The 26423-nt window shown below is 66.8% G+C and carries 19 protein-coding genes, 2 tRNA genes and 2 pseudogenes; 15 read left to right on the top strand and 8 right to left on the bottom strand.

The window, feature by feature from the left end; translation table 11 throughout:
- Positions 1 to 116: 116 nt before the first annotated feature.
- The 6 genes from ACYVLV_RS06480 (at position 117) to ACYVLV_RS06455 (ending at position 10108) form a co-directional block, all read left to right on the top strand.
- The gene (locus tag ACYVLV_RS06480) at positions 117 to 818 is read left to right on the top strand and encodes a hypothetical protein (protein ID WP_460808636.1); all 702 of its coding nucleotides are present in this window, start codon (positions 117 to 119) and stop codon (positions 816 to 818) included.
- Between the two features lie 29 nt (positions 819 to 847).
- Complete coding sequence (locus ACYVLV_RS06475; RefSeq protein ID WP_460808634.1) at positions 848 to 3277, top strand: zinc metalloprotease; 2430 nt, start codon at positions 848 to 850, stop codon at positions 3275 to 3277.
- A gap of 181 nt (positions 3278 to 3458) precedes the next feature.
- Positions 3459 to 4514 carry a zinc-dependent alcohol dehydrogenase family protein gene (locus tag ACYVLV_RS06470; RefSeq protein WP_460808631.1) on the top strand — a complete coding sequence of 352 codons (1056 nt, stop codon included), beginning with the start codon at positions 3459 to 3461 and terminating at the stop codon, positions 4512 to 4514.
- The gene (gene ppk2 / locus ACYVLV_RS06465) at positions 4514 to 5455 is read left to right on the top strand and encodes a polyphosphate kinase 2 (protein ID WP_460808630.1); all 942 of its coding nucleotides are present in this window, start codon (positions 4514 to 4516) and stop codon (positions 5453 to 5455) included. The genes ACYVLV_RS06470 and ppk2 overlap by 1 nt, the downstream gene beginning before the upstream one ends.
- Before the next feature lie 411 nt (positions 5456 to 5866).
- Positions 5867 to 8716, top strand: coding sequence for a helix-turn-helix transcriptional regulator (locus tag ACYVLV_RS06460; RefSeq protein WP_460808627.1), 2850 nt, complete (start codon positions 5867 to 5869; stop codon positions 8714 to 8716).
- Between the two features lie 96 nt (positions 8717 to 8812).
- Positions 8813 to 10108 carry a glycosyltransferase gene (locus ACYVLV_RS06455; protein WP_460808626.1) on the top strand — a complete coding sequence of 432 codons (1296 nt, stop codon included), beginning with the start codon at positions 8813 to 8815 and terminating at the stop codon, positions 10106 to 10108.
- Positions 10109 to 10204: 96 nt separating this feature from the next.
- Here the strand turns inward: ACYVLV_RS06455 and ACYVLV_RS06450 are convergent, their stop codons facing one another.
- Together ACYVLV_RS06450 and ACYVLV_RS06445 are read right to left on the bottom strand one after the other, a co-directional pair.
- Positions 10205 to 10888 carry a hypothetical protein gene (locus tag ACYVLV_RS06450; RefSeq protein WP_460808625.1) on the bottom strand — a complete coding sequence of 228 codons (684 nt, stop codon included), beginning with the start codon at positions 10886 to 10888 and terminating at the stop codon, positions 10205 to 10207.
- 152 nt (positions 10889 to 11040) lie between these two features.
- Positions 11041 to 11553, bottom strand: a complete 513-nt coding sequence (locus tag ACYVLV_RS06445; protein WP_460808623.1) for a VOC family protein — start codon at positions 11551 to 11553, stop codon at positions 11041 to 11043.
- A gap of 92 nt (positions 11554 to 11645) precedes the next feature.
- Here ACYVLV_RS06445 and ACYVLV_RS06440 point away from each other — a divergent pair, with 92 nt between their 5' ends.
- The 3 genes from ACYVLV_RS06440 to ACYVLV_RS06430 all read left to right on the top strand — a co-directional run bounded on the left by ACYVLV_RS06440 (position 11646) and on the right by ACYVLV_RS06430 (position 14202).
- Entirely contained in the window at positions 11646 to 12119 is a 474-nt protein-coding gene (locus ACYVLV_RS06440; RefSeq protein WP_460808622.1) for a MarR family winged helix-turn-helix transcriptional regulator, read from the top strand.
- A 66-nt stretch (positions 12120 to 12185) separates the two neighbouring features.
- Positions 12186 to 12509 carry a nucleotide pyrophosphohydrolase gene (locus ACYVLV_RS06435; RefSeq protein WP_460808621.1) on the top strand — a complete coding sequence of 108 codons (324 nt, stop codon included), beginning with the start codon at positions 12186 to 12188 and terminating at the stop codon, positions 12507 to 12509.
- The gene (locus ACYVLV_RS06430; RefSeq protein ID WP_460808618.1) at positions 12490 to 14202 is read left to right on the top strand and encodes a DNA/RNA helicase domain-containing protein; all 1713 of its coding nucleotides are present in this window, start codon (positions 12490 to 12492) and stop codon (positions 14200 to 14202) included. The genes ACYVLV_RS06435 and ACYVLV_RS06430 overlap by 20 nt, the downstream gene beginning before the upstream one ends.
- An 18-nt stretch (positions 14203 to 14220) precedes the next feature.
- On the opposite strand, the gene ACYVLV_RS06425 is transcribed toward ACYVLV_RS06430, so the two are convergent.
- On the bottom strand, positions 14221 to 14976 hold the full coding sequence (locus ACYVLV_RS06425) for an excalibur calcium-binding domain-containing protein (protein WP_460808733.1): 756 nt from the start codon (positions 14974 to 14976) through the stop codon (positions 14221 to 14223).
- Positions 14977 to 15132: 156 nt separating this feature from the next.
- Positions 15133 to 15231 (bottom strand): annotated as a pseudogene (locus tag ACYVLV_RS06420) (DUF2510 domain-containing protein); the annotation flags it as partial.
- A gap of 247 nt (positions 15232 to 15478) precedes the next feature.
- On the opposite strand from ACYVLV_RS06420, the gene ACYVLV_RS06415 reads away from it, so the two are divergent.
- Positions 15479 to 18550: a DUF3427 domain-containing protein gene (locus ACYVLV_RS06415; RefSeq protein WP_460808731.1), complete on the top strand. Its 3072-nt coding sequence runs from the start codon at positions 15479 to 15481 to the stop codon at positions 18548 to 18550.
- 103 nt (positions 18551 to 18653) lie between these two features.
- Here the strand turns inward: ACYVLV_RS06415 and ACYVLV_RS06410 are convergent.
- A tRNA-Phe gene (locus ACYVLV_RS06410) sits at positions 18654 to 18727 on the bottom strand.
- 101 nt (positions 18728 to 18828) lie between these two features.
- On the opposite strand from ACYVLV_RS06410, the gene ACYVLV_RS06405 reads away from it, so the two are divergent.
- A tRNA-Glu gene (locus ACYVLV_RS06405) sits at positions 18829 to 18901 on the top strand.
- Positions 18902 to 19096: 195 nt separating this feature from the next.
- Here ACYVLV_RS06405 and ACYVLV_RS06400 read toward each other — a convergent pair.
- Positions 19097 to 20149: pseudogene (locus tag ACYVLV_RS06400) on the bottom strand (tyrosine-type recombinase/integrase); the annotation flags it as partial.
- A 38-nt stretch (positions 20150 to 20187) separates the two neighbouring features.
- Entirely contained in the window at positions 20188 to 20430 is a 243-nt protein-coding gene (locus ACYVLV_RS06395) for a helix-turn-helix domain-containing protein (protein ID WP_460808617.1), read from the bottom strand.
- Positions 20431 to 20538: 108 nt separating this feature from the next.
- Between ACYVLV_RS06395 and ACYVLV_RS06390 the strand changes: the two genes are divergently transcribed.
- Positions 20539 to 21132 carry a helix-turn-helix domain-containing protein gene (locus ACYVLV_RS06390; protein ID WP_460808615.1) on the top strand — a complete coding sequence of 198 codons (594 nt, stop codon included), beginning with the start codon at positions 20539 to 20541 and terminating at the stop codon, positions 21130 to 21132.
- 22 nt (positions 21133 to 21154) lie between these two features.
- Here the strand turns inward: ACYVLV_RS06390 and mobF are convergent, their stop codons facing one another.
- Entirely contained in the window at positions 21155 to 23791 is a 2637-nt protein-coding gene (mobF, locus tag ACYVLV_RS06385; RefSeq protein WP_460808613.1) for a MobF family relaxase, read from the bottom strand.
- 448 nt (positions 23792 to 24239) lie between these two features.
- Here mobF and ACYVLV_RS06380 point away from each other — a divergent pair, with 448 nt between their 5' ends.
- The 3 genes from ACYVLV_RS06380 to ACYVLV_RS06370 are packed head-to-tail and all read left to right on the top strand — an operon-like array spanning position 24240 to position 26195.
- The gene (locus tag ACYVLV_RS06380; RefSeq protein ID WP_460808609.1) at positions 24240 to 24647 is read left to right on the top strand and encodes an ArsR/SmtB family transcription factor; all 408 of its coding nucleotides are present in this window, start codon (positions 24240 to 24242) and stop codon (positions 24645 to 24647) included.
- Between the two features lie 49 nt (positions 24648 to 24696).
- Entirely contained in the window at positions 24697 to 25464 is a 768-nt protein-coding gene (locus ACYVLV_RS06375) for a class I SAM-dependent methyltransferase (protein ID WP_460808606.1), read from the top strand.
- Entirely contained in the window at positions 25461 to 26195 is a 735-nt protein-coding gene (locus ACYVLV_RS06370; protein WP_460808604.1) for a ZIP family metal transporter, read from the top strand. Before ACYVLV_RS06375 ends, ACYVLV_RS06370 begins: the two co-directional genes overlap by 4 nt.
- The last annotated feature ends 228 nt before the right edge of the window (positions 26196 to 26423 follow it).

Below are 26423 nucleotides of genomic sequence, written 5' to 3'. Positions count from 1 at the left end.
CGAATGGGCCTGGGGCTCCGCACCCACCCCAACGGGTGAACCTTCCCGCAAAAGTGGCGCGGAGCCCGTTGCCTCCTGTTATGTGTCGCCGTCACCCCCACATATACGGAGGAAACATGTCTGAAGGTCTCAGCGACGAAGAGCTCGCCGCCGAGAGCGCCACGTCGCTTCCGGACAAGGAGGTCGTCTCCATCCTCGACCTCAACGCGGACCTGGACCTGGGCATCGACGCTGCCGCGCCGATCGACCTCGGCGTCGCCGCGAACGCCAACGTGGCCGCGCCCATCGACGCCGCCGTCGGCGCGAACGTGCTCTCCGAGGGATCCTCGGCCCAGGCCCTGTCCGACCAGGGCGTGATGATCGACCAGGGCATTTCCGCCGACGCGACCGCGAACGCCACCCAGGACTCCTCACTCGAGCAGGGCGCCGCCCCGACGCAGGAGGCGCCGACCACGGAGACCGCCCCCACCGGCGAGGCCGCCCCGACCGGCGACTCCCCGACCGGCGACTCCACGACCTCCGGCACTGGCGGTGTCGTCGGCGGAGCGACCGAGACCCTGGGTTCGGCCGCGGACGGCAACCTGCTCAACGTCAACGTCGACCTGGACGGCGACGCGAACATCGCGGCCCCGGTCAACGGCGCCATCGCGGCCAACGCCAACGTGGCAGCCCCGATCGACGCTGCGGTCGCCGCCAACGTCGGCTCGGTCGACAGCGACGCCGTCGCGGTCGCCCAGCAGGACGCCATCATCAACCAGCAGATCGACGGATCGGCCGAGGCGAACTCGGACCAGGTCTCGAACATCGACCAGCCCTGAGTAGGGCGGACTAGCGAGCAGTACGAACGATGAGCGACTCCGGGACGGGGGCGGCTTCGGCCGCCCCCGGCACCCTTGCCGACCGTCCGCCGGCTCGCGCGGACGGGATCGAACTGATCGGGGAGATGCCCGGGTCGGGCTACCGGGTGCCCCCGGCGTTGGCGCGGCGGGCGGACGGCCAGACGGTCCAACTCACCCCGTTGCTCTACCTGCTGTTGTCGACCATCGACGGGGAGCGTGACGCCGAGACGTTGGCGGCGACCGTGTCGCAGGCCTACGGCAAGCAGGTGTCGGCCGACAATGTCGAGCACCTCCTCGAGGAGCAGTTGCGTCCGCGCGGCCTGGTGACGCTGGCCGACGGCAGCCAGCCCAGCCTGGAGCGGTCCAACCCGCTGTTGGGGTTGCGGATGAAAATGTCGGTCACCGACCCCGAACGCACCCGACGTCTCACGGCACCGTTCGCTCAACTGTTCCGCCCGTTCCTGGTCCTGCCGGTGGTCGTGGCGTTCGTGGCCATCACCTGGTGGGTGCTCGTGGAGAAGGGGCTCGCCTCCGCGACGTACGACGCCTTCGGCAGCCCGGGTCTACTCCTTGCCCTGTTCGCCATCACGGTCGTCTCGGCCGGGTGGCACGAATTCGGGCACGCCGCGGCCGCAAGGTACGGCGGAGCCACGCCCGGCGTCATGGGTGCCGGGGTCTACCTGATCTGGCCGGCGTTCTACACCGACGTCACGGACTCCTACCGGCTCGGCCGCGGCGGACGGATCCGCACCGACCTGGGTGGGCTGTACTTCAACGCACTGATCGTCGTGGCCACCCTGGGCGCGTGGTGGGTCAGCAACGCCGACGCCGTCCTGCTGTTGGTCGCCGGGCAGATCCTGCAGATGCTGCGCCAGTTGCTGCCGTTGGTGCGGTTCGACGGCTACCACGTCCTCGCGGACGTCACCGGCATCCCGGACCTGTTCCACTGGATCGGACCGGTGCTGAAGTCGGCCCTGCCGTGGCGGTGGAAGGACCCCGAGCCGCGACGGCTGAAGCCGTGGGCGCGGGTGGTCATCACCGCCTGGGTGCTGGCGGTCGTGCCGTTGTTGCTGCTCGCCCTGGGCGCGATGATTCTGGCTCTGCCGAGGCTCGCCGCCACAGCCTGGGCCAGCGCCGGACAGCAGCAGGACCTGGCGTCGATCGCCTGGGCCGATGGTGACCTGATCGGGTCGGTGGCGCGCTGGCTCGGGATGGTGATCGTGGTGCTGCCGATCCTGGCCATGGCGATCCTGCTGGGTCGGCTGGTCCGACAGATCGTGCGCGGCACGTGGCGGCGTACCGAAGGGAAGCCGGCGCGACGGGCCACGGCCATCGTCACCGGACTCGCCATCGTGGCGGGGTTGGCCTGGGTGTGGTGGCCCGACGCCGACACCTACGACCCGATCCGTCCGTGGGAGCGCGGGTCGTTGCGCGACGCCGTCGCGGTGGCGCGCCCCGCCGTCGGCTTCGACGTCGGGTCCTCGGGCCGCACCTCGGTCGCGTGGAGCAACGACCAGGAGCGCCCCACCCGGGACAAGCCGCAACTGGCGATGGTGTTGGTCCCCCGCGGCGACAACACAGGCGCCGAGATCAAGCCGGGCTCGCAGGTGTCGACCGCCGACGCGACCGCCGACGCAGCCGCCGACGCGGACGCCGCGGAGCAGCCCTGGATCTTTCCGTTCAACCAACCGCTCGCGCCCGACGAGGGCGACAACCAGGCGTTGGCGGTGAACACGACCGACGGGACCACGGAGTACGACGTCGCCTTCGCCCTCATGTGGGTCGAGGAAGGCGAGGTCGCGGACAACGTCAACGAGGCCTACGCCCTGGCGAGCTGCAAGGACTGCTCGACGGTGTCGGTTGCCTTCCAGGTCGTGCTGGTGCAGGGCCAGACCAACGCGGCCGTCCCGCAAAACATCTCGGTCGCGGTCAACTCCGGCTGCGTGAACTGCCTGACCTACTCCCTGGCCGTCCAGTTGTTCGTGACCCTGGACGGGGTCCCCGACGATGCGACGCTGAAGGAGCTCGACGCGCTGTGGTCGCAGATCGCGGCGTACGGCGAGACCATCGGGGAGCAGCCCCTGGGCAGCATCCAGGCCCAGCTCACCGACTTCGAGCAGCAGATCCTTGCCCTGGTGAATCCGCAGGGGGAGGGTTCCCCTGCGCCGGGTGGTGAGAGCCCGAGTCCCACCCAGACCGGCACGACCTCGCCGTCCTCGAGCCCCTCGTCGTCACCGTCGGACGGGCCCACCTCGGTGGCCCCCGCCGGGTCCCCGACGGGATCGCCCACCTCGGGCTCATTGCCGACCGGTACGCCGACCCCGTCGTCCACGCCCAGCACCTCGCCGTCGCCGACGACCTCGTCGACGACCTCGTCGAGCCCATCGACATCGCCGTCGAGTTCCCCGACCCCATCACCCACCCCCACCTCTGGCTGAGGAGGCCGGCCGCGGCCGTCTCGAAACCCGGCTCCGCACAGGCCAAGTCCCCCCGGCCAGCCTGTCGAGACCACCGAAAGGCCCCGCAGCGCAGGACCTCCTGCCCTTCTCGCAGCGCCTGACCCAGGCCAGCCTGAAGACAGGCTCCCGGTTGATCCGGAAGCGTCGACAGGAGGACCCCATGAAAGCGCTCGTCTACCACGGTCCCGGCCAGAAGGCCTGGGAGGAAGTCCCGGATCCGGTCATCATCGAGCCGACGGACGTCATCGTCCAGGTCGACACGACCACGATCTGCGGCACCGATCTGCACATCCTCAAGGGCGACGTACCCGCGGTCACCGAGGGAAGGATCCTCGGCCACGAGGGGGTCGGGACGATCATCGAGGTCGGCGCGGCCGTCTCGAATGTCGCGATCGGCGACCGGGTGATCATCTCGTGCGTGAGTGCCTGTGGCTCCTGCTCGTTCTGCCACAAGGGCCTCTACGCCCACTGCCTGGCCGACGAGGGGGCCAGCGGGATCGGCTGGATCTTCGGCCACCTCATCGACGGGACCCAGGCGGAGTACGTGCGCGTGCCGTTCGCCGACAACTCGGTCTACAAGGTCCCCGACGGGGTCAGCGATGAGGCGGCGATCATGCTCAGCGACATCCTCCCGACGGGCTTCGAGATCGGGGTCCGGTACGGCGATGTCGAGCCGGGTGACGTGGTGGCCGTGGTCGGCGCGGGGCCGGTGGGTCTGGCCGCGGTGATGACCGCGGGACTGTACGGCGCGGCCCGGGTGATCTCCCTGGACCTCGACCCCGGCCGGCTCGAGCAGGCCCTGGAGCTCGGCGCGACCGACACCATCAACAGCGGTGACGCCGATTGGGTGGAGCAGGTTCTTGCCATGACTGACGGGCTGGGGGTCGACGTGGCCATCGAGGCCGTCGGGGTCCCGGCGACCTTCCAGGCGTGCCTGGACATCGTGCGTCCCGGTGGGTCGGTCGCCAACGTGGGCGTGCACGGCGCGCCCGTCGAGCTGCCCCTGCAGGACCTGTGGATCAAGGACATCGCGATCACCATGGGCCTGGTCAGCACCTCGACCACACCGATGCTGCTCAAGCTGGTGGCCCAGCACAAGCTGCCGGCCGAGAAGTTCGCGACGCACCACTTCAAGCTCGACGAGATGCTCGACGCCTACGACACCTTCGCCCGCGCGGCCGAGACGAAGGCGCTCAAGGTGGTCATCCGCCGGTGATGGATCACGACACGGAAGCCGGACGCGCGAGGCTCGACGCGGCGGCGTACAAACACGAGCTGGACGAGCTCGCCGACCTACGCGAGTCCGGTCCCCACTCGGACGGTGCCGGTGCAGCAGAGGCCGACCCGGCCTGGCGGGAGGGATATCCGTACGACAAGAAGCTGAGCCGGCGCAGTTACGAGCGGTCCAAGCGGACGCTGCAGATCGAGCTGCTGAAGCTGCAGGTCTGGGTCAAGGACACCGACCAGAAGGTCGCCATCCTCTTCGAGGGTCGCGACGCGGCGGGCAAGGGTGGCTCGATCAAGCGCTTCACCGAGCACCTGAATCCGCGTGGTGCCCGGGTGGTGGCGCTGCCGGTGCCGACCGAGGTCGAGAAGAGTCAGTGGTACTTCCAGCGGTACGTCGCCCACCTCCCCAGCGCCGGGGAGATCGTGATGTTCGACCGGTCTTGGTACAACCGTGCGGGGGTCGAGCGTGTCCTGAACTTCTGTACGCCGGCGCAGTACCTCGAGTTCATGCGCTCCTGCCCGGAGTTCGAACGGATGTTGGTGGACTCGGGCACGCACCTGATCAAGCTGTGGTTCTCGGTGAGCCAGGCCGAGCAGGCGGCTCGGTTCGCGTCGCGGTCGTTGGACCCGGTCAAGCAGTGGAAGTTGTCGCCGACGGACCGGGCGAGCATGGACAAGTGGGACGCCTACACCGAGGCGAAGGAGGCGATGTTCTTCTACACCGACACCCGCCACGCCCGCTGGACGGTGATCAAGAGCAACGACAAGAAGCGTGCCCGGCTCGAGGCGATCCGCTACGTGCTCTCGCAGTTCGACTACCCGGAGAAGGACCTGGAGGTGGTGGGGAAGCCGGACCGGTCGATCGTGGGCCGAGCCAAGTCGACCCTCGAGATCGGCGAACGCGCTGATCGGTTGTTCCCGAAGCTCTGAGGGGTGGCGGTGGGTGGGGTGCCGCCAACCCGTCTGCGGAGTCAGTCGGGACCCCTCAGCCGACGACCTTCGGGTGGGGGAGGTGCAGGTGACTGAGGAGTCCCCTGGCCCAGGCAACGACACTCGGGGTCGGACGAGACTCAGACCGCTTGGCCTGTCGAATCTCGCGAACCAAGCGGCGCTCGGTGGCGGCCTTTCGGACATCGGCCCGCTGCTGGCAGGCCAGTTGTCCTTCGTAACCGGTGTACATGTCGTCTCCTGTGTCGCTCGACCCGAGAGATGGTCGGAGAACAACTGTCTGCGCCAGACGGTGGCGCAGACATCCGCCACCATGGCGTAGATCGACAGCTGCGTCCGAAAATGCGTGAGAAAGCCTCGCCATGGGGCACGACCCGACCACATAATCCGATAATGGGTGTAACGACTAGGTCGTCGCGCGATGTGCTCGTCGGGCGGCGTGACGAACTTGTCGCGGGCTTGGCTGCCCTGACCGGCCCCGCCCCTGAGGTGCTCATCCATGGGCCGCCCGGCATCGGGAAGTCTGCGTTGGCCGCCGAGTTGGGCAAGCGCGCAGCCGGATCATGGAGGTTGGTGCGCGGGTCCGCGCGTGAGTTGGAGATGGGTCAACCGTTCGCCGTACTGGCCGAAGCCGTCAGCGGGCTGGTGGATCGCCCCCCGACCGGCAGGGGCGCCAGCGTGGAACTGTGGCTGGAGGTGCTCGACCGGGTCTCGGCGCGAGGTCAGACGATGCTGGTCCTGGAGGACCTGCAGTGGGCCGATGTCGGCAGCCTCGCCGTCCTGGCCCGACTGGCCCGGGGTCACGAGATCTCCTCGGTGGCGGTCCTGGCCACGGCCCGGCCGACCCCGCAGCGGGCGGAGGTCGACTCCTGGGTGGCGGCGTTGAGCGGGACCTCGTGCGTCCTCGACCTTCAGGCGCTGCCCCACGAGGCAGTCGTCAAGCAGGTTGCCCACCAGATCGGTCTGCCGCCGGGACCCGGTCTCCAGCGGGAGGTACGCCGCGCCGGTGGCAACCCGGCCATGGTGCGGGAGCTCGTGGCTGCGATGCAGACCTCCGGGGCGCTGCACCGTTCGCTGAACGGGCGCATGGAGTTGGTGGGAGGAGGTTGGACGAGTTCGGTGGCGACCTCGATCCTGAGCCGGCTGGGTTTCCTCACCCCGGGAGCGCGAACCCTGCTGAACCAGTGTGCCGTGCTGGGTGGCCGCTTCCCGGTGGTCGAGCTCGTCGCGTTCACCGGCCGCGCCACCACCGAGTTGATGCCGGTCATCGAGGAGTTGGGCCGCGCCGGACTGCTGACGGTGGATGGCGAGAGATTGGTCTTCACCCACGACCTGGTCCGCGAGGCCGTCTACGAGGCGGTGCCAGCGCCGGTCCGGTTGTCGGCCCACGAGGACGCCGCCCGGTATCTCGCCGCCGCCGGCGCTTCGCCGGTGGTGGTGGCAGAGCACCTGTTGCGCTCGGTGCGCAGCGATGACTGCTCCAACGTGGACCGGCTGCGAGCCTCGGCCCACCAGGTGTTGGATCAAGGGCCCGGACTGGCGGTGGCACTCCTCGACGCAGCGTTGGAGGGACTGAATCCCCTCGACCCACGTCGGCGCGAGCTCCGGGCCGATCGGGCGGGTGCGCTGCTCGCGGCCGGGCGGTTGAGCGAGGCCATGGAGACCTGTCGTGAGTTGTTGGAGGTGGGGGCGAACCAGCCCGATGCCCCCAGGTTGTGGGAGATACTCACCCACGCCGCTTTGGCTGCCGGGGTCTTCGACGCCGACCTCTTCGGGGCCGCTGTGCGATCGGGTGAGGTCACGCCCAGTCAGATCGCGGTGCTGGAGTGCTACCGCGTCCTGGGCGAGGCGCGTTGTGCCGTCTCGTCGGATGCGGAGACCGCCGCTCGACGTGCGGCCGCGCGGATCAGGCTGGGGCCTGCCTTCTACCTCGATTCCCGCTGTGTCCTCGAGATGGGCCGAAAGGCCGTGGAGCTCGCCCAGGAAGGGGGCGAGGCCTCGGCTGAGGCCAACGCCCTGTGCATGGTCAGTTTCGGGTTGCACGACCTTCTTGAACTCAAGGAGTACGCCACCGTCGCCCAACGGGCCCTGCGGATGGCCGAGGGCAGCGGCGATCGACTGGCCTACGCCATGTATCCCCACGGGACCGCCGGCTTCGCTGCCTACCAGAGCGATCGACATCAGGAGGCGGCCGAGATCGCTGCTTCCGGCGTACGGACCGCTCAGGCGCTGGGCGATGACAACTACCTCCAACTGATGCTGGTGACCGGGGCCGGCCAGCACCTGGCGCGCGGCGCCTGGGATGCCGCATTGGCGGACGCGCAGGCAGGGGAGATGTTGGCCCGCGAGATCGGTGCCCATGCCTGGGTCGAGCCTCCGTTGGTGCGGGCCCACGTGGCTCTGCACCGGGAGGGACCTGCCGCGGCCCGGCCGCATCTCGAACAGGCGGTCCGTCTCGTCGAGGACGGCACCCCGAACTTCGAGAGCGGCGGGACGGTCCGTCTCGAGATGATGGTCCTGGAGCGAGAAGGCGCGGTCGCGGAGGCCGCCCGTACGGCGATCGCGTTGTGGGCCGACCTCGACACCCTGGGGCTGGCGGTCGACCAGGCACCACTCGCACCCACGGTCGTCCGGCTCGCCCGTGGGTCGGGTTGCTTCCAGACTGTGCAGCCGGTGGTCGCCTTCGCCGAGGCGGCCGCGGCGCGCAACGTCGGGGTGCCGAGCCTGAAGTCGTGGTCCCTGCGTGCGCGGGGCCTGGCTGAAGGCGACCCGGACCTCCTGCTGGAGGGTCTGCGGGAGGCGAGGCGGTCGTTGCGACGCCCCGACATCGCCAACACTGCCGCCGAAGCAACGCTGCTCCTGGTGGCGGCCGACCGCTGCGAGGAGGCCAGGTCCTGTGCTCATGAGGCGCTCGGTATCTGGGGCGATCTGCAGGCGACGGCGGAGGTGGCCCGGCTGCGGGCGCAGTTTCGTGCGGCCGGGCTGGTCACCGGGGTTCGGGGGAGTCGGTCGCGTCCGTGCTCGGGATGGGAGTCGCTGACCCCGACCGAGATGCGGGTGGCCCGCCTGGCCGCGGAGGCCCGCTCCAACCCCGAGATCGCCGACCTGCTGGTCGTCTCCCGACGCACGGTGCGGACCCACGTCGGCCATGTCCTGGCCAAGTTGGGGATCTCCTCGCGCCGCGAGCTGGTGCAGGCCGCCTCCCAGGGTCGCCTGGAGCAGTTGGGCGCGGACAGTGCGTGAAGTACGCCGCGGTGACGGATGTTTCGGCAGCCATCGCGGACCGACCATGGCAGAACCAGCTGTGTAGGACCACACCTTCTCGGGAACGGAGCACTCATGAAGATCACCCTCGTCACCAGCGGAACCCGCGGTGACGTCCAACCCATGGTGGTGGTGGGCGCTGAGCTCGCCCGTCGAGGACACGACGTGTCTCTGGGGGTGCCCCCTAACTTGGTGGACACCGGCCTGCGGTGTGGGCTGCGGTCGAGCAGCTTCGGCCCGGACACCCAAGCCTTCATGGAGTCCGCGGAAGGGCGACGCTGGCTGGCGGCGGGCGACGTTCGCACCTTCATGAACGAGATGATGGCGGTGTCCGTGAGCGTGTTCCCCGAAACGATGCGCGAGTTGCAGGAGACGGCCGAGGGCGCCGAACTGATCGTGGCAGGAGTCCTGGCCGAGGACCTCGCGCTGCCGATGGCGGAGAAGTTGGGCGTGCCCTATGCCTCGCTGCACAGCGCGCCGTACCGACGCACGAGCGCCGTCCCGCAGTTCATGGTGACCACTCGACAACTACCTGGTCCCCTCAACCGGGCCACGGGCGCACTCTTCGACCGAGTCTGGTGGAAAGGGGTGGCGGGTGAGGTGGCCACGTTCCGCGAGGAGCTCGGTCTGCCTGCCGATCCGACACCGACTGCCCGGAAGTTGGCGGACGGGGGTCACCTGGAGTTGCAGGCCTACAGCCCGTCACTCGCGCCGGGCATCTCCGACTACGGTCCACGTCGTCCGCTCATCGGGGTTCCGGCGCCCAGCCCCGAGCTGCGTCGCGAGCTTGCAGATGCCCCGGTCGACGGACGACTGGAGGAGTGGTTGGCGGCGGGAGAGTCCCCGGTGTACGTCGGGATGGGCAGTATGCCGATCGCGGACCCAGCCGCCACCCTCAACATGGTCACCACGGCCACTCGCCGGTTGGGGTTGAGAGCGGTAGTGAGCGCTGGATGGAGCCAGTTGGCGTCCTCGAAGTCCGACGACGTCCTGGTGGTGGGGGCCGTCGACCACGAGAGGTTGTTGCCCCGTTGCCGGGCCGCGGTTCACCACGGCGGCGTCGGGACCACAACGGCGAGCCTGTCTGCCGGGTTGCCGACCCTGGTCTGTTCGGTCTTTGCCGACCAACCCTTCTGGGGAACCCGCCTGGCAAGGCTCGGGGTCGGTGCGCACGTGCCGTTCACGCAGCTCGACACCGCCGCACTGGAGCTGGGTTTGGGCACGTTGCTCCGGCCCGCCACCATTGCGCGAGCGGCTGACTTGGGCGAGCGGTTGAGGGCTGAGCCACCCGCGGCCGAGGTGGCAGCGGATCGGCTGGAGATGCTCGTTGGGTCGGTGCGACCCGATCGTGGGTCGGAAGCCTCGCGCTGAGGCGGCTGGTCGTCGCTGATCACGAAACGACACGAACCCCCGGCGAAGCGCCGGGGGTTCGTGTCGTGGTCAGTGCACTACTCAGTCAGGCGAGGATCACTTCGTGTTGACGGTGATCGTGGCGATGCCGACCAGCAGGCCGGGCTTGACGGCGTCGGTCTTGAAGACGTCGTTCAGCACCGGTGCGGCGACCTCGGAGATGGAAACCTCGGTGCCCTGCAGGATGGCCTTGTTGCCCTCGACCTCGAGCGGGTTCAGGGTGCTGCCGTTGAGCTGGAAGAGGAACGCGCTCTGGGCGGCGACCTCTCCGTTGACGGTCACGTCGCCGTAGACGCGCGAGACGCCCGGGTCGACGTTGAGGTTCGTCAGCTCGACGGTGGTGTCGCCAGCGGTCAGCGAGAGGCCGGAGTCGACGTGCTGGATCTGGCCGATGACGTACGGCGAAACGGTGCCCGGCTCGAAGACGGTGACGTTGCCACCGGTGATCGGGAACTCCAGCGAGCCCTCGGGGGTGAGCTTGGCGCCACCCACGACACCGGGGGTCAGCTTGAGCGAGGCCAGGGCGTCGGTGAAGCCCTTGTCCAGTGCGATGGCGGTCGATTCGCCGGTGAGCGAGTCGATCGCGGCAACCGGCTCAGGGGCCGACTGCGAGGACGACGACGAGCTGCTCGAGGAGGAGCTGGCGTCCTCGGAGCTGCAGGCGGCGAGCGGAACGGCGAGCAGAGCGACGCCGGCGATGGTGGCGATGCTGCGCTTGGGGTTCGAGAAGATGTTGCGCATGTGGAACTCCTTCGTAAGTGGATTACGGGGGTCTGTCCCGCAACACTGGTCATTCGGATCGCTAGGGGGACCTAGATTGGAGACGCGTGGGTGTCCTGCGTCACCCATGGGTTCCGACCCGTTGACCGGTGGTTCCTCAGTCGTCAGGCTCCTCAGGCGTCGGGTTCCCCAGGGACCAACTCGGCGGCCGTGCGAACGCCGGCCCAGCGGCGTACCTCTGCCGGCAGGTCGAGATGGGCGACGGGGGCGGCGTTGGCGAAGATGCCCCAGTCGGACTTGGGCACCATCCACATGACCTCGAACTCATTGCCGTCGGGATCGCGGCCGTAGAGGCTCTTGGTGGCTCCGTGGTCGGACTCGCCGGTCAGGGCGTCGAGGTCGGCCAGGGTGTGGCGGGCCTCCGCGAGCTCTTCGATGGTGTCGACCTGCCAGGCCAGGTGGTAGAGCCCGAGTGACCCGCGGGGGCGGGGCGGCTGAGCGCCGACCCCGAACAGACCGAGATCGTGGTGGTTGCCGGACCGGGGCAGGCGCAGGAACGCCGCGTTGGCGCGCGGCTCGCTCGCGACGACCTCCATGTCGAAGGCCTGTTGGTAGAAGGTGAGGCTGCGTTGTAGATCGGCCACGTAGAGCACGGCGTGGTTGAGGCGGACGGCGTTGACGGTCATGGTGCGTACCTTCGTTCTAACTAGTTGTTTCAACAACTAAAGGGTGCCGCGATTCAGTTGTCTAGTCAAGTAAGCGCGATAGGCTTGCGGCCATGGACGCGGAGTGGCTGGACCAACGACAGCTGGACGCATGGATCAAGTTCATCGCGGTGGTCGAACTTCTGCCGGGAGCATTGGACTCCCAGCTGAGGCGTGACGCGCAGCTGACCCACTTCGAGTATCTCGTGCTCGCGATGCTCTCCGACGCCCCCGAGCGCACCCTGCGGATGACCTCCCTTGGCCACCGCACCAACGCCACCCTCCCGAGGCTCTCCCACGTCATCCGACGGCTGGAGGAGCGCGGTCTCGTCGAGCGCTTCCAGTGCCCGGAGGACGGTCGCGCCACCAACGCCCGACTGACCGATGCCGGTTGGACCGTCCTAGTCGCTGCGGCACCCGGACACGTCGAGAACGTACGACGTCACGTCATCGACGCATTGACCCCGGAACAGCTCGGTCAGCTCGAAGCGATCGCGGACACGCTGTTGGAGCGGCTGGATCCGGATGGGTTGATGACGGGTCGCTGAGAGGCGTCTGAGGGACACTCGGGCTGATCGCCCTCAGCTGGTGCGATCGGTACCTAGAGTGTCGCCATGACACTCCCGGTCTCGGAACAGTTGGCAGCGTTCGTCGCGGAGCGAGAGTGGGCGCAGTTCCATACGCCGGGAAACCTGGCGAAGAGCATCGCTATCGAGGCCGCCGAACTGCTGGAGTGCTTCCAGTGGACGGAAGCCGTGGACACGGACCGGGTGACGGGCGAGTTGGCCGACGTACTCACGTACTGCCACCTGCTGGCAGCTCGGCTAGGAGTCGACCCCGATCAGGTCGTACTGGACAAGCTCGAGATCACTCGAAACAAGTATCCGGTGGAGAAGGCACGCGGGCGGAGCGAGAAGTATGACCAGCTTCCGGATTGAGGAGGTCAAGTTCACCGCTGCCCAACTCGCAGCGTGGGCGCCCCTCGAGCCCAGGTACCGCAACTGGCCCGTGGTCTACACGCTCGACGGTGCAGGGAAAATCTACGTGGGGGAGTCGCTGAACGTGGCGGCACGGTTCCGCCAGCACCTCGCGTCACCTCAACGGCAGAGTCTGAAGAGCGCCCGAGTCGTCATTGACGACCGGTTCAACAAGTCCGTGTGCTTGGACCTCGAATCGTTCCTGATCCGGCGCTTCGCCGGGGACGGCCAATTCAACGTACTCAACGGCAATCACGGCATCACGGACTCCGACTACTTCGGGCGGGACGAGTATCGCGAGACCTTCCACCAAATCTTCGACGAGATGCGGGCGCGCGGTGTCTTCAGCCGGCCGATACGGGAGATCGAGAACAGCGACCTTTTCAAGCTGTCGCCGTTTAAGGCCCTGACCCAGGACCAGGCCATCGCGGTCGAAGACATCATCAGCGGGTTGTTCGAGGATCTGAAGTCTCGTGTCTCCAGCAGGATCGTGATTCACGGCGCTCCCGGAACCGGCAAGACCATCGTGGGCATCTTCCTCATGAAGCTGCTGATGGACATCAAGCACGCGGACCTCACCGACCCGCCAGACGGTGACTCCCTTCTCTCCGAGTTCTTCGTGCCCGGCTACCCGGAACTGCTGGCCAACTTCAAGGTGGCGCTGGTCGTGCCGCAACAATCGCTGCGTCGCTCCATCAAGAACGTCTTCCGCAAGACACCGGGCTTGTCACCGAAACAGGTGCTCAGCCCGTTCGAGGTTGGAGGATCTTCCGAGCAGTTCGACCTGTTGATCGTGGACGAGGCGCACCGCCTCAACCAGCGGGCGGCTCAAGCCGCCGGACCTCTAAACAAGATGTTCGCCGACATCAACACGAAGCTCTTCGGTCAGGACGACATGTCCATCACCCAGATGGACTGGATCGACTATCAGAGCCACCACCAGATCTACCTCCTAGACGGCGCCCAAGCCGTTCGCCCCGCGGACCTTCCCGTCGAGGCGACCCAAGATCTCGTCGACGAGGTGAAGCGGACCGGTCGCCACTATCCGCTCGTCTCCCAGATGCGAGTACGAGCGGGCAACGACTACGTGTCATACGTGCGAAGCGTGCTCGATGGCTCAGCCGTCGGCCGCCGAGAGTTCCCGGACTACGACCTGCGTTTCTTCGATGATCCCGCGGAGCTTCGCGACGCCATCATCGAACGAGACGGAGAGGCCGGCCTCGCTCGCCTACTGGCCGGCTTCGCCTGGCCCTGGAAGGGCAAGCACGACCGGGAGGCCTTGGACATCGACCTTGATGGGTTGCGGCTTCGCTGGAACGCCACCGATGTCGATTGGGTGAACTCGCCTACCTCCGTTGATGAGGTGGGCTCCATACACACAATCCAAGGCTACGACCTCAACTACGCGGGCGTGATCATCGGCAATGATCTGCGCTACGACCCGATTGCCGAGCGCATCTACTTCCATCGCCCGAGCTATCACGACCCCAGGGGCACCACGAACAACCGGATGCGCGGTGTCACCTACACGGACGACCACATCCTGCAGTTCGTACGCAACATCTACGCTGTGCTGCTCACACGGGGGATGCTCGGGACGTACGTGTATGTCTGTGACGCGCCGTTGCGCGAACACTTACGTCCTTACTTCTAGTACCCGGGTCGTGGCGGGCTACTGCTCGCAAGCGATTCCGTCGCCGTCTCTGTCGAGGCTGCTGCTGTAACCAGGCTCGCCTCGGCGGATGGGTGCCGCTCCGGCGTTCTCGACGTCGGTGCAGTTCCCGTAGTACACGTTGAGCCGGGCTTCCTCCGCGGCTCGCCGCTGCTCGGCCTCGCGGCGTTCCGCGGCCGCGCGCTCGCGCTCGGCTGCCTTGGCCCTGCGCTGCTCAATCTGTCGCGCCTTCGCCAACTTAGCCGCCTTGACCCTTTTCGCTTCCGCGCGCTTAGCCGCCTTGATTCGCTCCGCTTCCTCACGCTCGGTCACTTGGCTCTGCTGGGTTTCGGCGAGTTCGGGGCAGATGTACGTCACGGTCTCGTCCATTGCCGAGAGCGCGCGGTCAAAAGCGCTCAACTTTGCCACGCCGAAGTCTCGTGCTGTACGAGAGGCCCTGCGATTCAGCGGTTTGCTCGCCGCAATCTGGCTGCACGTTCTGAGGGCCCCGGAATCGATATCGAGAAGCGCCGACCGAACGGCGAAAGCAGTAGCTACAGCGCTCAGGTAAGACTGTTCGTTCTCTTCGAGGTTCTTTCGCCATAGCTCTTTCTGTGTTAGCACGGGCGCGGGCTCCTGCGCTGGTGTCGGTGGCTCGCTCGGAGTCGTTGCTAGCGGGGCGGCCTCAGTCGGGCTTTCCTCAACGGGCTCAGGAGAGCTTGGTAGCGCGGCGACACAGGAGCCGAGGAGGAACAGAAGAACGATCGCGGAGATCACCTTGTGCCGGCGTACCCATCCGCCAGACTTCTTGATGGATCCCGGGTCGCTACGGGGCGTGTGATCCTGCACAGAACCGCTAGCGGAAGTTGAAAGCTGGGGACCCCAGGCGCCGGCATTCGCCGACGCCGACGCCGACGCCGAGGCACGTGCAGACCCGGCAGGGTGGGTGAACTCCGTCCACTGCCGGCCATCCCAATAGCGTTGAAACGGGCCGTCATTTGCGGGGTACCAACCGGGAGGGGGTGTTGACACGAATAGACCTCTGCAGTCGCGATAGGAATTCCCGAGGTTCGTTTGCCGTCAAGCGGTGGCACGACTGCCCCTGGCTGAGTTGATGACGCCGCCATATTAGACGTCAGTGAGGCTGATGTCCGGAGATCGCAAAGGGCAGTCTCCGGGGGTCTCGCGTAACGTCCGATTCGCCCAATGGAGAAACCGAAATCGTGCTTGCATACCCACATTGCAAAGCGAAGAAGTAGCCCACTCGGATGAAGGTGTTATGTACGAAGGTCTGCACGAGTCACTAGTCACCGCACGCCTAGAGGACAGGCTTCTGCGGACTCTGAATCTCGAACCCGACTTCGCTCAGGTGGACGACGCCGACTCACCCCACGTCCTCACGAGGCACCTCGGCGCGGAGATCGGCCGACGCCTAGCGGCCATCAAGGATCCTCAGCAGCGACTGCTTGCCGCCAACCGCATCCTCGAGAGTATTCCTGGAGCGGACGACGAGGTCCTTGCCCCGGTTCGAGAACTTCACGCACTTCGCACCCCGGGCGGCCCGGGTTCAGCCGGCCGGTTGATCAAGCGACCAAAAACTCCGCTCAACGACGCCGCCCTCCTGACCAACGCCCACGGGGAGCCGTCGCTGGCCTCCGAACTGCGGGCGGAACTTGACTCTGCTGACCGTGTCGATCTGCTGTGCGCCTTCGTAATGTGGCACGGGGTGCGCCTGTTGGAGAAGGACCTTCAGCGCCTTCAGGAAGCCGGCATTCGCTTTCGAGTCATCACGACGACGTACATCGGCGGCACCGAACGGCGAGCGTTGGACCGTCTCGTCAACGAGTTCGGCGCTGATGTGCGGATCCAGTACGACGCGGCTCGCACTCGGCTGCACGCGAAGGCGTGGCTCTTCGGTCGCGATTCGGGCTTCGATACCGCCTACGTCGGCTCATCTAATCTGACGACCAGCGCGATGCTCGAAGGAGTCGAGTGGAACGTCCGCTTGTCGACGGCGTCCACGCCGACTCTCATGGAGAAGTTCCGCGCGACCTTCGACAGTTACTGGAGCGCCGGCGAGTTCGAGCCATACGATCCTGAGCGAGATCGCGATCGACTCGACGATGCCCTCAATGAGGCCTCCGGCCGAAGTAGCAGCGGCCGAGTCACGATCTCAATCTCGGGACTGGAAGTCCGTGCTTACCCCTACCAGCAGGAGATGCTGGACGCGATCGCCGCTGAGCGGCTCGTGCATGATCGGCATCGCAACTTGGTGGTCGCGGCGACCGGCACGGGGAAAACCGTGATTGCCGCACTCGACTACAGGTCCTTGGCTCCTGACTCCGCAGCGCGACCTTCGCTGCTGTTTGTCGCCCACCGCAAAGAAATTCTGGAACAGTCTTTGCGGACCTATCGTGAGGTCCTCAGCGATCCCGATTTCGGCGAGCTGTACGTCGGCGGATCGCGCCCGGAGCGGTGGCGCCACGTTTTTGCGAGCGTTCAGTCCCTCACGGCCTATGGCGTACAGAACATCCCACGCGATGCCTACGACATCATCGTGATCGACGAGTTTCACCACGCACAGGCGCGCACCTACAGGAGCATCCTCGAGCACTTCCAGCCGCGCGAACTACTGGGACTCACGGCTACGCCAGAAAGAGCCGACGGCTCGGATGTTCGAAGCTTCTTCGGCGGCCGAACCGCTGCTGAGCTGAGGCTCTGGGACGCCCTCGGGGCCGACTTGTTGTGTCCCTTCCACTACTTCGCCATCGCCGACGGGACCGACCTTAGATCCGTCGCGTGGAGCAGGGGACGCTACGACGAGGTCGGTTTGGAGAACCTCTACACAGGAAACGACGCAAGAGCAGCGGTCGTCCTTCGCGAACTGCAGGACAAAGTCGGAGACGTCGGTGCCATGCGGGCGCTGGGGTTCTGTGTCTCGGTAGACCACGCGAAGTACATGACTCGAGTCTTCAACGAGGCCGGCGTTCCGGCGCTGATCGTCAGCGGTCAGACCCCGCGGGGCGACCGAGAAGAAGCCTTACGCCAGCTCCGCCAACGCCGAGTCAACATCCTCTTCACTGTCGACGTCTTCAATGAAGGTCTCGATATCCCCGAGGTGGATACCGTCCTCTTCCTGCGCCCAACCGAGAGCGCCACGGTCTTCATGCAACAGCTCGGCCGTGGCCTGCGGCGGACTCGTGACAAGGCGGTCCTGACGGTGCTCGACTTCGTTGGCTACCAGCGGAGGGAGTTCGCTTTCGCGGCCCGGTATCGCGCACTCACGGGCCTCTCGGGTAAGCGCCTCGCCAAGGCTGTTGCCGAGGAGTTTCCGTTCCTCGGTCCTGGCTCTCAGATCGTTCTGGACCGTCAGTCGCAAACGATGATCTTGGAGAATCTCCGCTCTCAGATTGGCAACAGGTGGCAGCACATCGTGGCGGAGTTGCGACGCAGCGAGGACGGCGATCTCTCCAGCTTCCTGGAGTCATCAGGCCTGGAGCTCAGCGACATCCTGCGTCGTGGCAGCCATTCGTGGACTCGGCTTCGTCGCGACGCCGGCCTACCCGCTCTTCCTGGATCGGAGGTGGAGAATCACCTCCTCAAGCGAGTGCGAGCGTTCGCGCATGTGGACGACCGTGACCGAGCGAACGCGTACGTCGCCTTGTTGAGTGATGAGGCGTCCGCGTACTCGGACTTGTCGCCAGCAGAGCAGAAGTACGCCCGGATGATGTTCTATTCGATGTGGTCCGACGGCGGTTCGATGGACTCGTACGAGACGGGACTCGCGGTGTTGAAGGCGGAGCGCGCGAGTCGTGCGGAGATCCGGACCGTGGTGGACATCGGATTCGATGCGGCCCGACACGTAGCGCTCGATCTTCAGGGTCCGCTGGGAGGCATCCCCCTCAAAGTGCACGCCCGCTATCAGCGCGAAGAAATCCTGGCCGCTCTTGACTTCCCCCGCAAGCCCAACAGTTTCCGTGAAGGCGTCTGGTACTCCGCGGAACACAACGTCGACGCCTTCTTCGTCACGCTGAAGAAGTCAGAGGCCGATTACTCACCCACCACGATGTACGCGGACTACCCGATCAGTCCCACCCTGTTCCACTGGGAGTCCCAATCCACCACATCGGTCGCGTCTCCCACCGGACAGCGGTACCTCCAAGGAACCAGCACCGTGTTCCTATTTGTCCGACAGGAACAGAAGGACGAGTTCGGCACGGCGCCCTATCTCTTCCTGGGCCCAGCGACCTACAGCAGCCACACCGGTGACCGGCCGATCGCTATCACCTGGAAGTTGTCGCATGCGCTGCCGAGCGACTTCTACAACGCGGCTTCCGCGGTGGCGCAGTAGTGCCATCGGCCGAGTAGTGGCAGTTCGATCAACTCCAAATCACAAACGCCCCCTCCGGACTCCGGAGGGGGCGTTCGTGCAGGTCAGAGACCCATTTTGCTTGTGGGCAGGGGCGGGGTCGAACCGCCGACCTTCCACTTTTCAGGCGGACGCTCGTACCGACTGAGCTACCTGCCCAAGCAAGGATGGATGCTACCGCAGGCTCGCCGTCGACACGAAAGTGGCGGTGCTTTGGCGGACAGGTGGGGTGACCGACTACTCTGGGCCCCGCAGTTCCGGCCCCCATCGTCTAGCGGCCTAGGACGTCGCCCTTTCACGGCGGTAGCACGGGTTCGAATCCCGTTGGGGGTACACAGTCTTACGTGGGTTCTGACCTGCAGAGACGCCAAAAGCGTCTTCCTGATCGCCAGCCACGTTTGAGGCGTGGGGCAACACTGGGGCAACAGCAGGAACTGCCTGGAGCGTGCTGCGACGCTGTTGAGCAACCTTGCGGGCGGCGTCCATGGCGGAGCCGACTTCGTCGAGGCGGTCCTCGAAGAGGTGCCCGTAGGTGTCCAGAGTCATCGTTGCGGAGGCGTGGCCGAGCATCTGTTGGACGACCTTGACGTCGGCTCCGGCGGCGATGCCCAGGCTAGCTGCGGTGTGCCGCAACTGGTGAGGGTGAAGACCCGGAAGCCCGATCGTTCCGGCGGCTTGGTCAAATGAGGTTCGGAAGGTGCTGACCCGTAGGGGCGAGCCGCGTCGGATGCCGGGGAAGACGAGGTCGTCGAGTGCCTTGTCTGCGAGATAGTGGCGGAGTTCCTCAACGAGGAACGGTGGGATGGGGACCTCGCGCCGCTGGTGGTTCTTCGGTGTTCCCCAAACCAGACCTTGGCCCTGGACGGGGGTGACGGAGGCGACGATGTTGGCCCGGCACCTGTCCAAATCGACCCTATTGACGCGCAGCGCGGCCATCTCTCCGAACCGGACGCCGGTGTAGGCGAGGAACAACACGACGAGACGGTAGGTCTGGTTGGTGCGGGTGTCGTAGGCCGCGTGCTTGCTCGGATCAGATGGGCTCCCGCACTCATGGGCGAGGTCCTCGACCTGCTCGTGGGTTAGATAGTGATGCTCGGGTTTGCCAACCCGCGGGAGGTTGACCCCGGTGGCGACGTTGCGGACCAGGCGCCCGTCCTTAACAGCGAGATCAAGGACCAGACTGAGCACGCGGTGCACCTTCTGGACACTCGCCGGTGAAAGGGCCTCGGCGAGGCTGGTCACCCAGGACTGCACGTCCGCATGGGAAACGCCACCGATCTTGACGCGACCCCACCGTGGGATGACATGGCTCCGCAAGATGCCGGCGTAGCGCGAATGGGTCGAAGGCTTGAGGTGGGCCTGGCCTGCCAGCCACCGGTCGGCCCACTCGCCAACCGTGACTTGCGCTAACGTCGGGTCGACGTAGGTGCCGGTGAGCTTCGCGTTCTCGACGCCGGCAAGGAACCGTTCGGCGTCGAGCTTCCGACCGAAACTCTTGTTGCGCTGGACACCGGAGGGTGTGCGGTAGTGCGCCCGCCAGGTCGTTTCCCCGTTCCGGATGCGCTTCTCGATGCTGGCCATGTCTCATCGTGTCCCTTCCAGACGAATCTGTCGCCGGCTCAGTGGTCGTGGTGTGGACGATTGCTCTGTTCGGTGAGCCAGTGGATGAGGTCGGTGCGCCAGTAGCGGACGTGGCGGCCGACCTTGAAACTCCTCGGGCCGGCGCCGAGGTGGCGCCAGTAGCGCAACGTCCCCTCGGGGACGCGCAGGAAGCGGCAGGCCTCCTGGAGGGTGAGCATTTCGTCGCCGGGGTTCCTGGCGGGACGGCGGTTCTCGTGGGGGTTGATCGGTTCAGCGGTCATGGCGTTCTCCTGGTGTTGTCCGACCTGAGTCGGTCGCAGGTCGGAACTTCCGGCCTTACCCAGGAGGTGTGCCTGGCCTCCCGATCGATGATCAGCGATCATTGCCGGATGGAACCGAAGACCGTGGTCGAGGTCGCCCGCCTGGCAGCAGGGCTGTCGCAGCGCCGCTTGGCTGAGATCGCCCGGACCCAGCAGTCGTCGGTCTCGGAGTACGAGTCACGCCGGAAGTCACCCACGCTGGAGGTGGTCGAGCGACTGTTGGACGCCGCTAATGCGGAGCTGACGGTGAGGCCGATGGTCTTCTTCGACTACCGGGAGGACCCCGAGATCGGCTTGTTCGCAGTCCCCGACCGCCTGTGGTCGGTGCCGGTGCCCGATTGCTTCGCCCGGGTGCAGGTGCTGAAGTACATCTTCCACACCGACGACCACCAGATCTGGGACCTGTCGGATCCGGCCGAACGCATCGAGTACTACGAATTGGCCCTGGTGTACGGGCTCGACCAGATGCTCCTGGACTCGGTCGATGGTGCACTGCTGACCCAGGCGTGGCCGCACATGAAGCTCCCCGATGTGGTCCGTGCGGCCTGGCAGCCGGTGATCGACGCGGCCACCACGGCGCGGGACGCGCGGCCACGCGACCCGGGCGGGCTCAGCGCCCAAGTCGCAGGCGAGATCAGCATCGAGTGGCCGCCACCCACCTAGCGGCAGGAGCCGCCGCTAGTCCTCAAAGGCTGAGGGTGTCCGCGCGCGCCGTGGAGAGCGGGGGAGAGGCCGGCGCCGGCCTGCGTGGTGCCAAGGGGCCGTAGCGGTCGACGGCGTCGATCGCCCGGCGACGTGCATGCGCGGGCCCGAGGTCGGCGCGGTTGCGACCGGAAACTCCGATCCACTGCTTGCGCGCATCCTCGACGGACTCGGCCACGAGGTGCGCGACGTTGCTGTGCCGACCGCGGGTCATCGCGACGTACGCCGACGCGGCGCCGGTCGTGTCGCCGAGGGCGACGTGGGCGTGGTCGACGGTCTCGCCCTGGGCGCCATGAACGGTGGTGGCGTAGGCGAGCTCGACGAACCGGGCGGCGTACTCCGGGGGGATCTCGCGATCACGCCCGTGGCCGTGAAGGAAAAGACTGTGGTTTCCGCCGATGCCGGCGACGGTCCAGGTCTGGCGGTTCGCGACCCCGAGGTCGGGGTCGTTGCGGCGGGTGGCGACGCGGTCTCCGATCCCGATCGCTTCGCCCCGAGCGGTCACCACCCTGCCAGGCGAGTCGCCCGGGTCGCGGTCGGCTCGACGCTGGTCGCGGATCGCGGCGTTCAGTCCGGCGACTTGCTCGCGGGTGTCGGCGAGGACGAGGTCGCCGGCTGCACCCGCCTCGGCGAGCGCGACGGTGCGCTCGCTGTCGCTGGGGTGGAGGACGATCGATCCGCGGCGGTGCAGCGCGTCGAAAACGGCGGTGGGGTCGTCGCCGTTGCGCATCCGCAGGGAGAGTGCGGCGTAGTCGGGGTCGGTGAACCGGTGCACCTTCTCTAGCGTCACGACCGCGGTCGGGTGTGCCCAGGCGAGGGCGTGGTCCAGTACGCCGCCGCGTCCGACCGAGGGGAGCTGGTGTCGGTCGCCAACCAGTGCGACCCGCGCCCCGGCCTCGTCGGCGACCGTCAGGAGAGCGCGGGCGGTGTCCTGGTCCAGCATTCCCGCCTCGTCGACCAGCAGCAGGTCTCCTGGTTCCATTCGGGCGTCCTGGCCGGGAGTGACGTCCGGTCGGCGGGTCCAGTGCCCGTCGTCGTCCCAGCGCCAGCCGTGCTGGTGAATCAGCCAGGCGGCCGAGTGCCCGTCGGCGCCGGTCTCCGCGGCAGTGACCTCGGCCGCCTTCAGCGTCGGCGTCACCACCAGCATCCGGTGACCTTGTCGTGCGAGCTCGGTGTGCGTCGACTTGAGTGCGGTGGTCTTGCCAGCACCGGCCGCGCCTTCCACCACGAGGAGCTGTCCGTCGCCGGCCAGTGCGCCGACGACGGTGGCCTTGGTGGCGTCGACCCGCGTCAGCCCCCGCCCCCGCAGGCGGAGCCGTCTAGCGGGCTGGGTGGCGCGGCGAGCGAGGCGATCCACGAGGTCCGTCTCCACCTTCACCACCTGCCGGGAGGTCAGCGACCGGACATGTTCAGGTACGTCGGGTGCGGCGAGCAGCCGATCACAGCGTGCAGCGGCACGGGCGCTCACGTCCTCGGCGAGCTCGATCCGCGCCGATGACTCGGCCACCACGTTGGTCTGCGCCAGCAGGACCTCCACCTTGCCCCGGATGTCGGCGGCGTTCCACGCCGACCGCTTCGCCCCAAGCTGGGAGATGACCCAGTCCGCCGCCGTGTCTCGGTCGATCCAGCCGATCTGGGTCGCTTCAAGCACGGCGGGGGCGGCTGGGTCGCGGTAGCCCAGGGCGCACAGCTCGGCGTTCCACCGCGCGACCAGGTCGGCGCCGTCCGTAGGGACGACCTTGTCCGGCCGCGCGTCGGCCCACGCCCGCCGATCCCACACCTCGCGCAGCCGCGGCCCGGGTTCCTCACCGGGATGCTCGCTCCGCCACTTCGCTTCGTACCTGTCGATGTTGCGGTGGATCTGACTGGTCCGAGCACTGAACGCCCCGATGTACGGTGCGAGCTGCTCAATCTCCCCGGACTCGGCGTTCAGGGTGAGGCCGCGTGCGACGAGGACCGCCCGGAACTCCGGGTCGCACGCGACCGCGGCATGCCCGATGCCGTTGATCGCCTCAATCATGTCGCGCACCCCGACCGAGTGCAGGCCCCGCCAGGCGCCTTCGGCGAAGACGCGCGCGTTGACCTGGAGGTGCAGATGCCGGTGCGGGTCACCGGCCCGTGAGGTGTAATGCCGGATCGCCGCGGCCTCGATCCGCTCAACGGGCACCTGCACCTGCCGCCCTCGGGGCCCAACCCGCGTGGTCGCGTGCTGCGCGACCCAGCCGACGATCTCTTCCGCCGCACGGTCCTGAGCGGCGTTCAGCGCTGCCGAGACCTCCGGATGAAGCGCCGCGGCCAGCGACCAGGTCTTAGGGCCGTTCACGGTGACCTCCACGAACCGCAACGCGTTCGCGTCATCGCGGACCCGACCCTTCTTACGCCCTGTGTCGACGTCGACCCCGGCGACCCACTGCTCATAGGTCTCGGCGTCCATCGACCCCGCACGCGCGACGTCTGTGTCGCTCGCGGTGAGCCGGGCAGCGACCCCGGTGCCTTCACCGAGGTAGTAGTCATCGGCGCGCGATCGGTCGCGCTCGACGTAGGCCCTGGCAGCCTTCGCCGCGCCGCGGTAGAACTTCACCCCACCGTGCACGCCGACCACCCCGGATCCCGTTCTCAACCGCGTCCGTCGACAACCAACGGACCCCTAGAAATGCCGCGTGGGCCGCCCGTCCACGGGCGACCCATCTACGAACCTTCGTAGCATGCGTGCCGCTTGATATGGAGGGGTTGAGCGAGTAGGGAGGCACGTAGCTGGGGGAGATTTCGGGGACCGTCGATGGTCAATGAAGGTCATCGGCAGGAGGTCGGTCCGAGTGGGATGTCGGGGTCGGAAGCGGAGAGCGTCGTTGGCGGAATCTGTCTCGTAGAACGCCCCCTTCCCGGAGACGCCACCCGGACAGGGCATACGGGACGAGCGTCCGAGATCAATTGAGACCCACCGGCATGTCACGCACAGCGTTCGGTTACCGGGACGTCCGGATCTGCCGAAAGTCGTGCGCCGGTTGACGTACCCGGCCTCCCCCGGCATGATCATCTGATCAGGTAATCAGATGTAAGGAACGGCTATGACTGAAGTTGTTGGCTTGGACGGTTGCACCGTCGTGTGCGTGCACCCGGAGAAAGTCGCGATGGTGTGGTCCAACACCCCCGGCGAGGAAGACCTCAGCGAAGTCGCCAGGGTTTTCAAGATCCTGGGAGACCCGACCAGGACGCGAGTCTTATACGCCCTGTTGGAAGCGGGCGAGTTGTGCGTGTGCGATCTCGCCGCCGCAACCGGCATCAGCGAGGCCACCCTGTCCCAGTCCCTACGACTCCTTCGGGCATCACGCGTCGTCACGGGTCGGCGCGAGGGCCGCAACGTCTTCTACCGCCTCTCCGACATGCACGTCCGCATGCTCTTGGACATCACCCGCGAGCACGTCACCCACGACCACAACGCCCCTCACGCCGCATCGGATGAAACCGCTACGTGAGCGGCGCCCACGGCACAACCGGCAAAGTCAACAGCATTGGAGATCCACCATGGAACACCGCAAACGCTGGCTCGCGGCGGCGACCGCAGCCGTAGCCCTGGGCTACATAGCACGACGGGCATCCCACGGCGACGTCCGAGGCGCCGACTCAGTCAGATCGCTCTACGACCGCCTTGCGCCCACCTACAACGCCACCGCATGGGTCTTTCAACCGCTCGGTGCTGAACGCCTACAGAGGAAGGCAGTCGAACTGCTCGACCTACGCCCCGGCGACACCGTGGTGGACCTGGGCTGTGGAACAGGAGTCAATCTGCCGGCGCTGGCTGATGCGGTCGGCGGACACGGCAAAGTAGTCGGCATCGACCTCTCCCAAGGAATGCTCGATCAAGCACGACGCCGGTCCGACCGCCACAACCTGCCCCAAGTCACCCTCATCCAAGGTGACATTCGCGAAGTCCGACTTCCCCCGAACACAGCGGGTGTTCTGGCCACAGCATCGCTCGAAATGATCCCCGAGCAGGACGACCTGATCAGCGACCTCACCGCGCAACTCTCACCCTCGGGAGGGAGGCTCGCGGTCCTGGGTTTCCGCCGACCGCCACAGTGGCCCGAATGGGCAGTCGCGCTCGGACGCACCGCCACCGCGCCGTTCGGCGTAACCCGCGCATACGAGGACATCCAGCCGTGGCTGTCGGTGCGCAAACACATGGACGAGATCGCCTTCGACACAGCGCTCGGCGGAGCGCTCTACCTCATTGTTGCGCGAGTCAGACCCACTCATGGCGAAGCCGCCGCCGAGCCTCCTCCCCAGCCGTGAACGACTTCCTGATCGTCCTAGCCTTCGCGACTTTGCCCGCCGCAGGAAACATCGCCGGAGGTCTCATCGCCGAGGTCTTCGATGTCTCCGACCGGGCCTTGAGCCTGGCCCTGCACCTAGCCGCTGGCATCGTCCTAGCCGTTGTAGGGCTAGAACTAGTGCCCCGTGCCCTCGACGGCGCCCACCCGTGGATACCGGTCGCGTCCTTTGTCGCGGGTGGGGCAGTGTTCATGGGCCTTGAGCGTCTCATCGACTTCATCAAGGACCGCCTCAACACCGGAGAGGAATCCGCGGGACCACTGGCGATCTTCGCCGGAGTGTCACTGGACCTGTTCAGCGACGGTGTCATGATCGGGACCGGCAGCGTGATCAATCCCGGCCTGGGGCTGCTTCTAGCCGCAGGCCAAGTGCCAGCCGACATCCCCGAAGGCTTCGCAGCCACCGCGACCCTCAAACGCGCCGGATTCGCACCCCGCCTCCGGATGCTCATGGCCGCCAGTTTCGCGGTACCCGTGCTCCTAGGAGCCACCATCGGGTATCTATCTCTGCGTCAAGCGCCTGACACCGTGACCCTGTCCGTCCTCGCGGCAACCGGAGGCGTCCTGATGAGCGTGATCATCGAGGAGGTAGTCACCCAAGCCCACGAGGGCCCCACCAGCAGTTGGGGACCACTCATGCTCACAGGCGGCTTCGGACTCTTCGCACTCATCTCCGTCTACATCACCATCTAGATAGAGAAAGAGTCTCGCAACCACATGACTGTGCTCGTCCCCACGAATCGACTCGCAACCACGACACACCGGGGTCATAGACCGTCCGGATCTGCCGCGTAGTGTGCGCCTCAGCGCACACGGATCTGCCGCCGAGAGTGCGCACGCGGCCATCCGATGCTGCCGCTGTTGGGGTAGGGCATCGTCCCGATTACGTACCCGACTGGCCGGGCTCGTACGACTCTGACT

The organism is Nocardioides salsibiostraticola (assembly GCF_054783655.1).
This window is presented reverse-complemented; position numbering and strand designations above follow the sequence as displayed.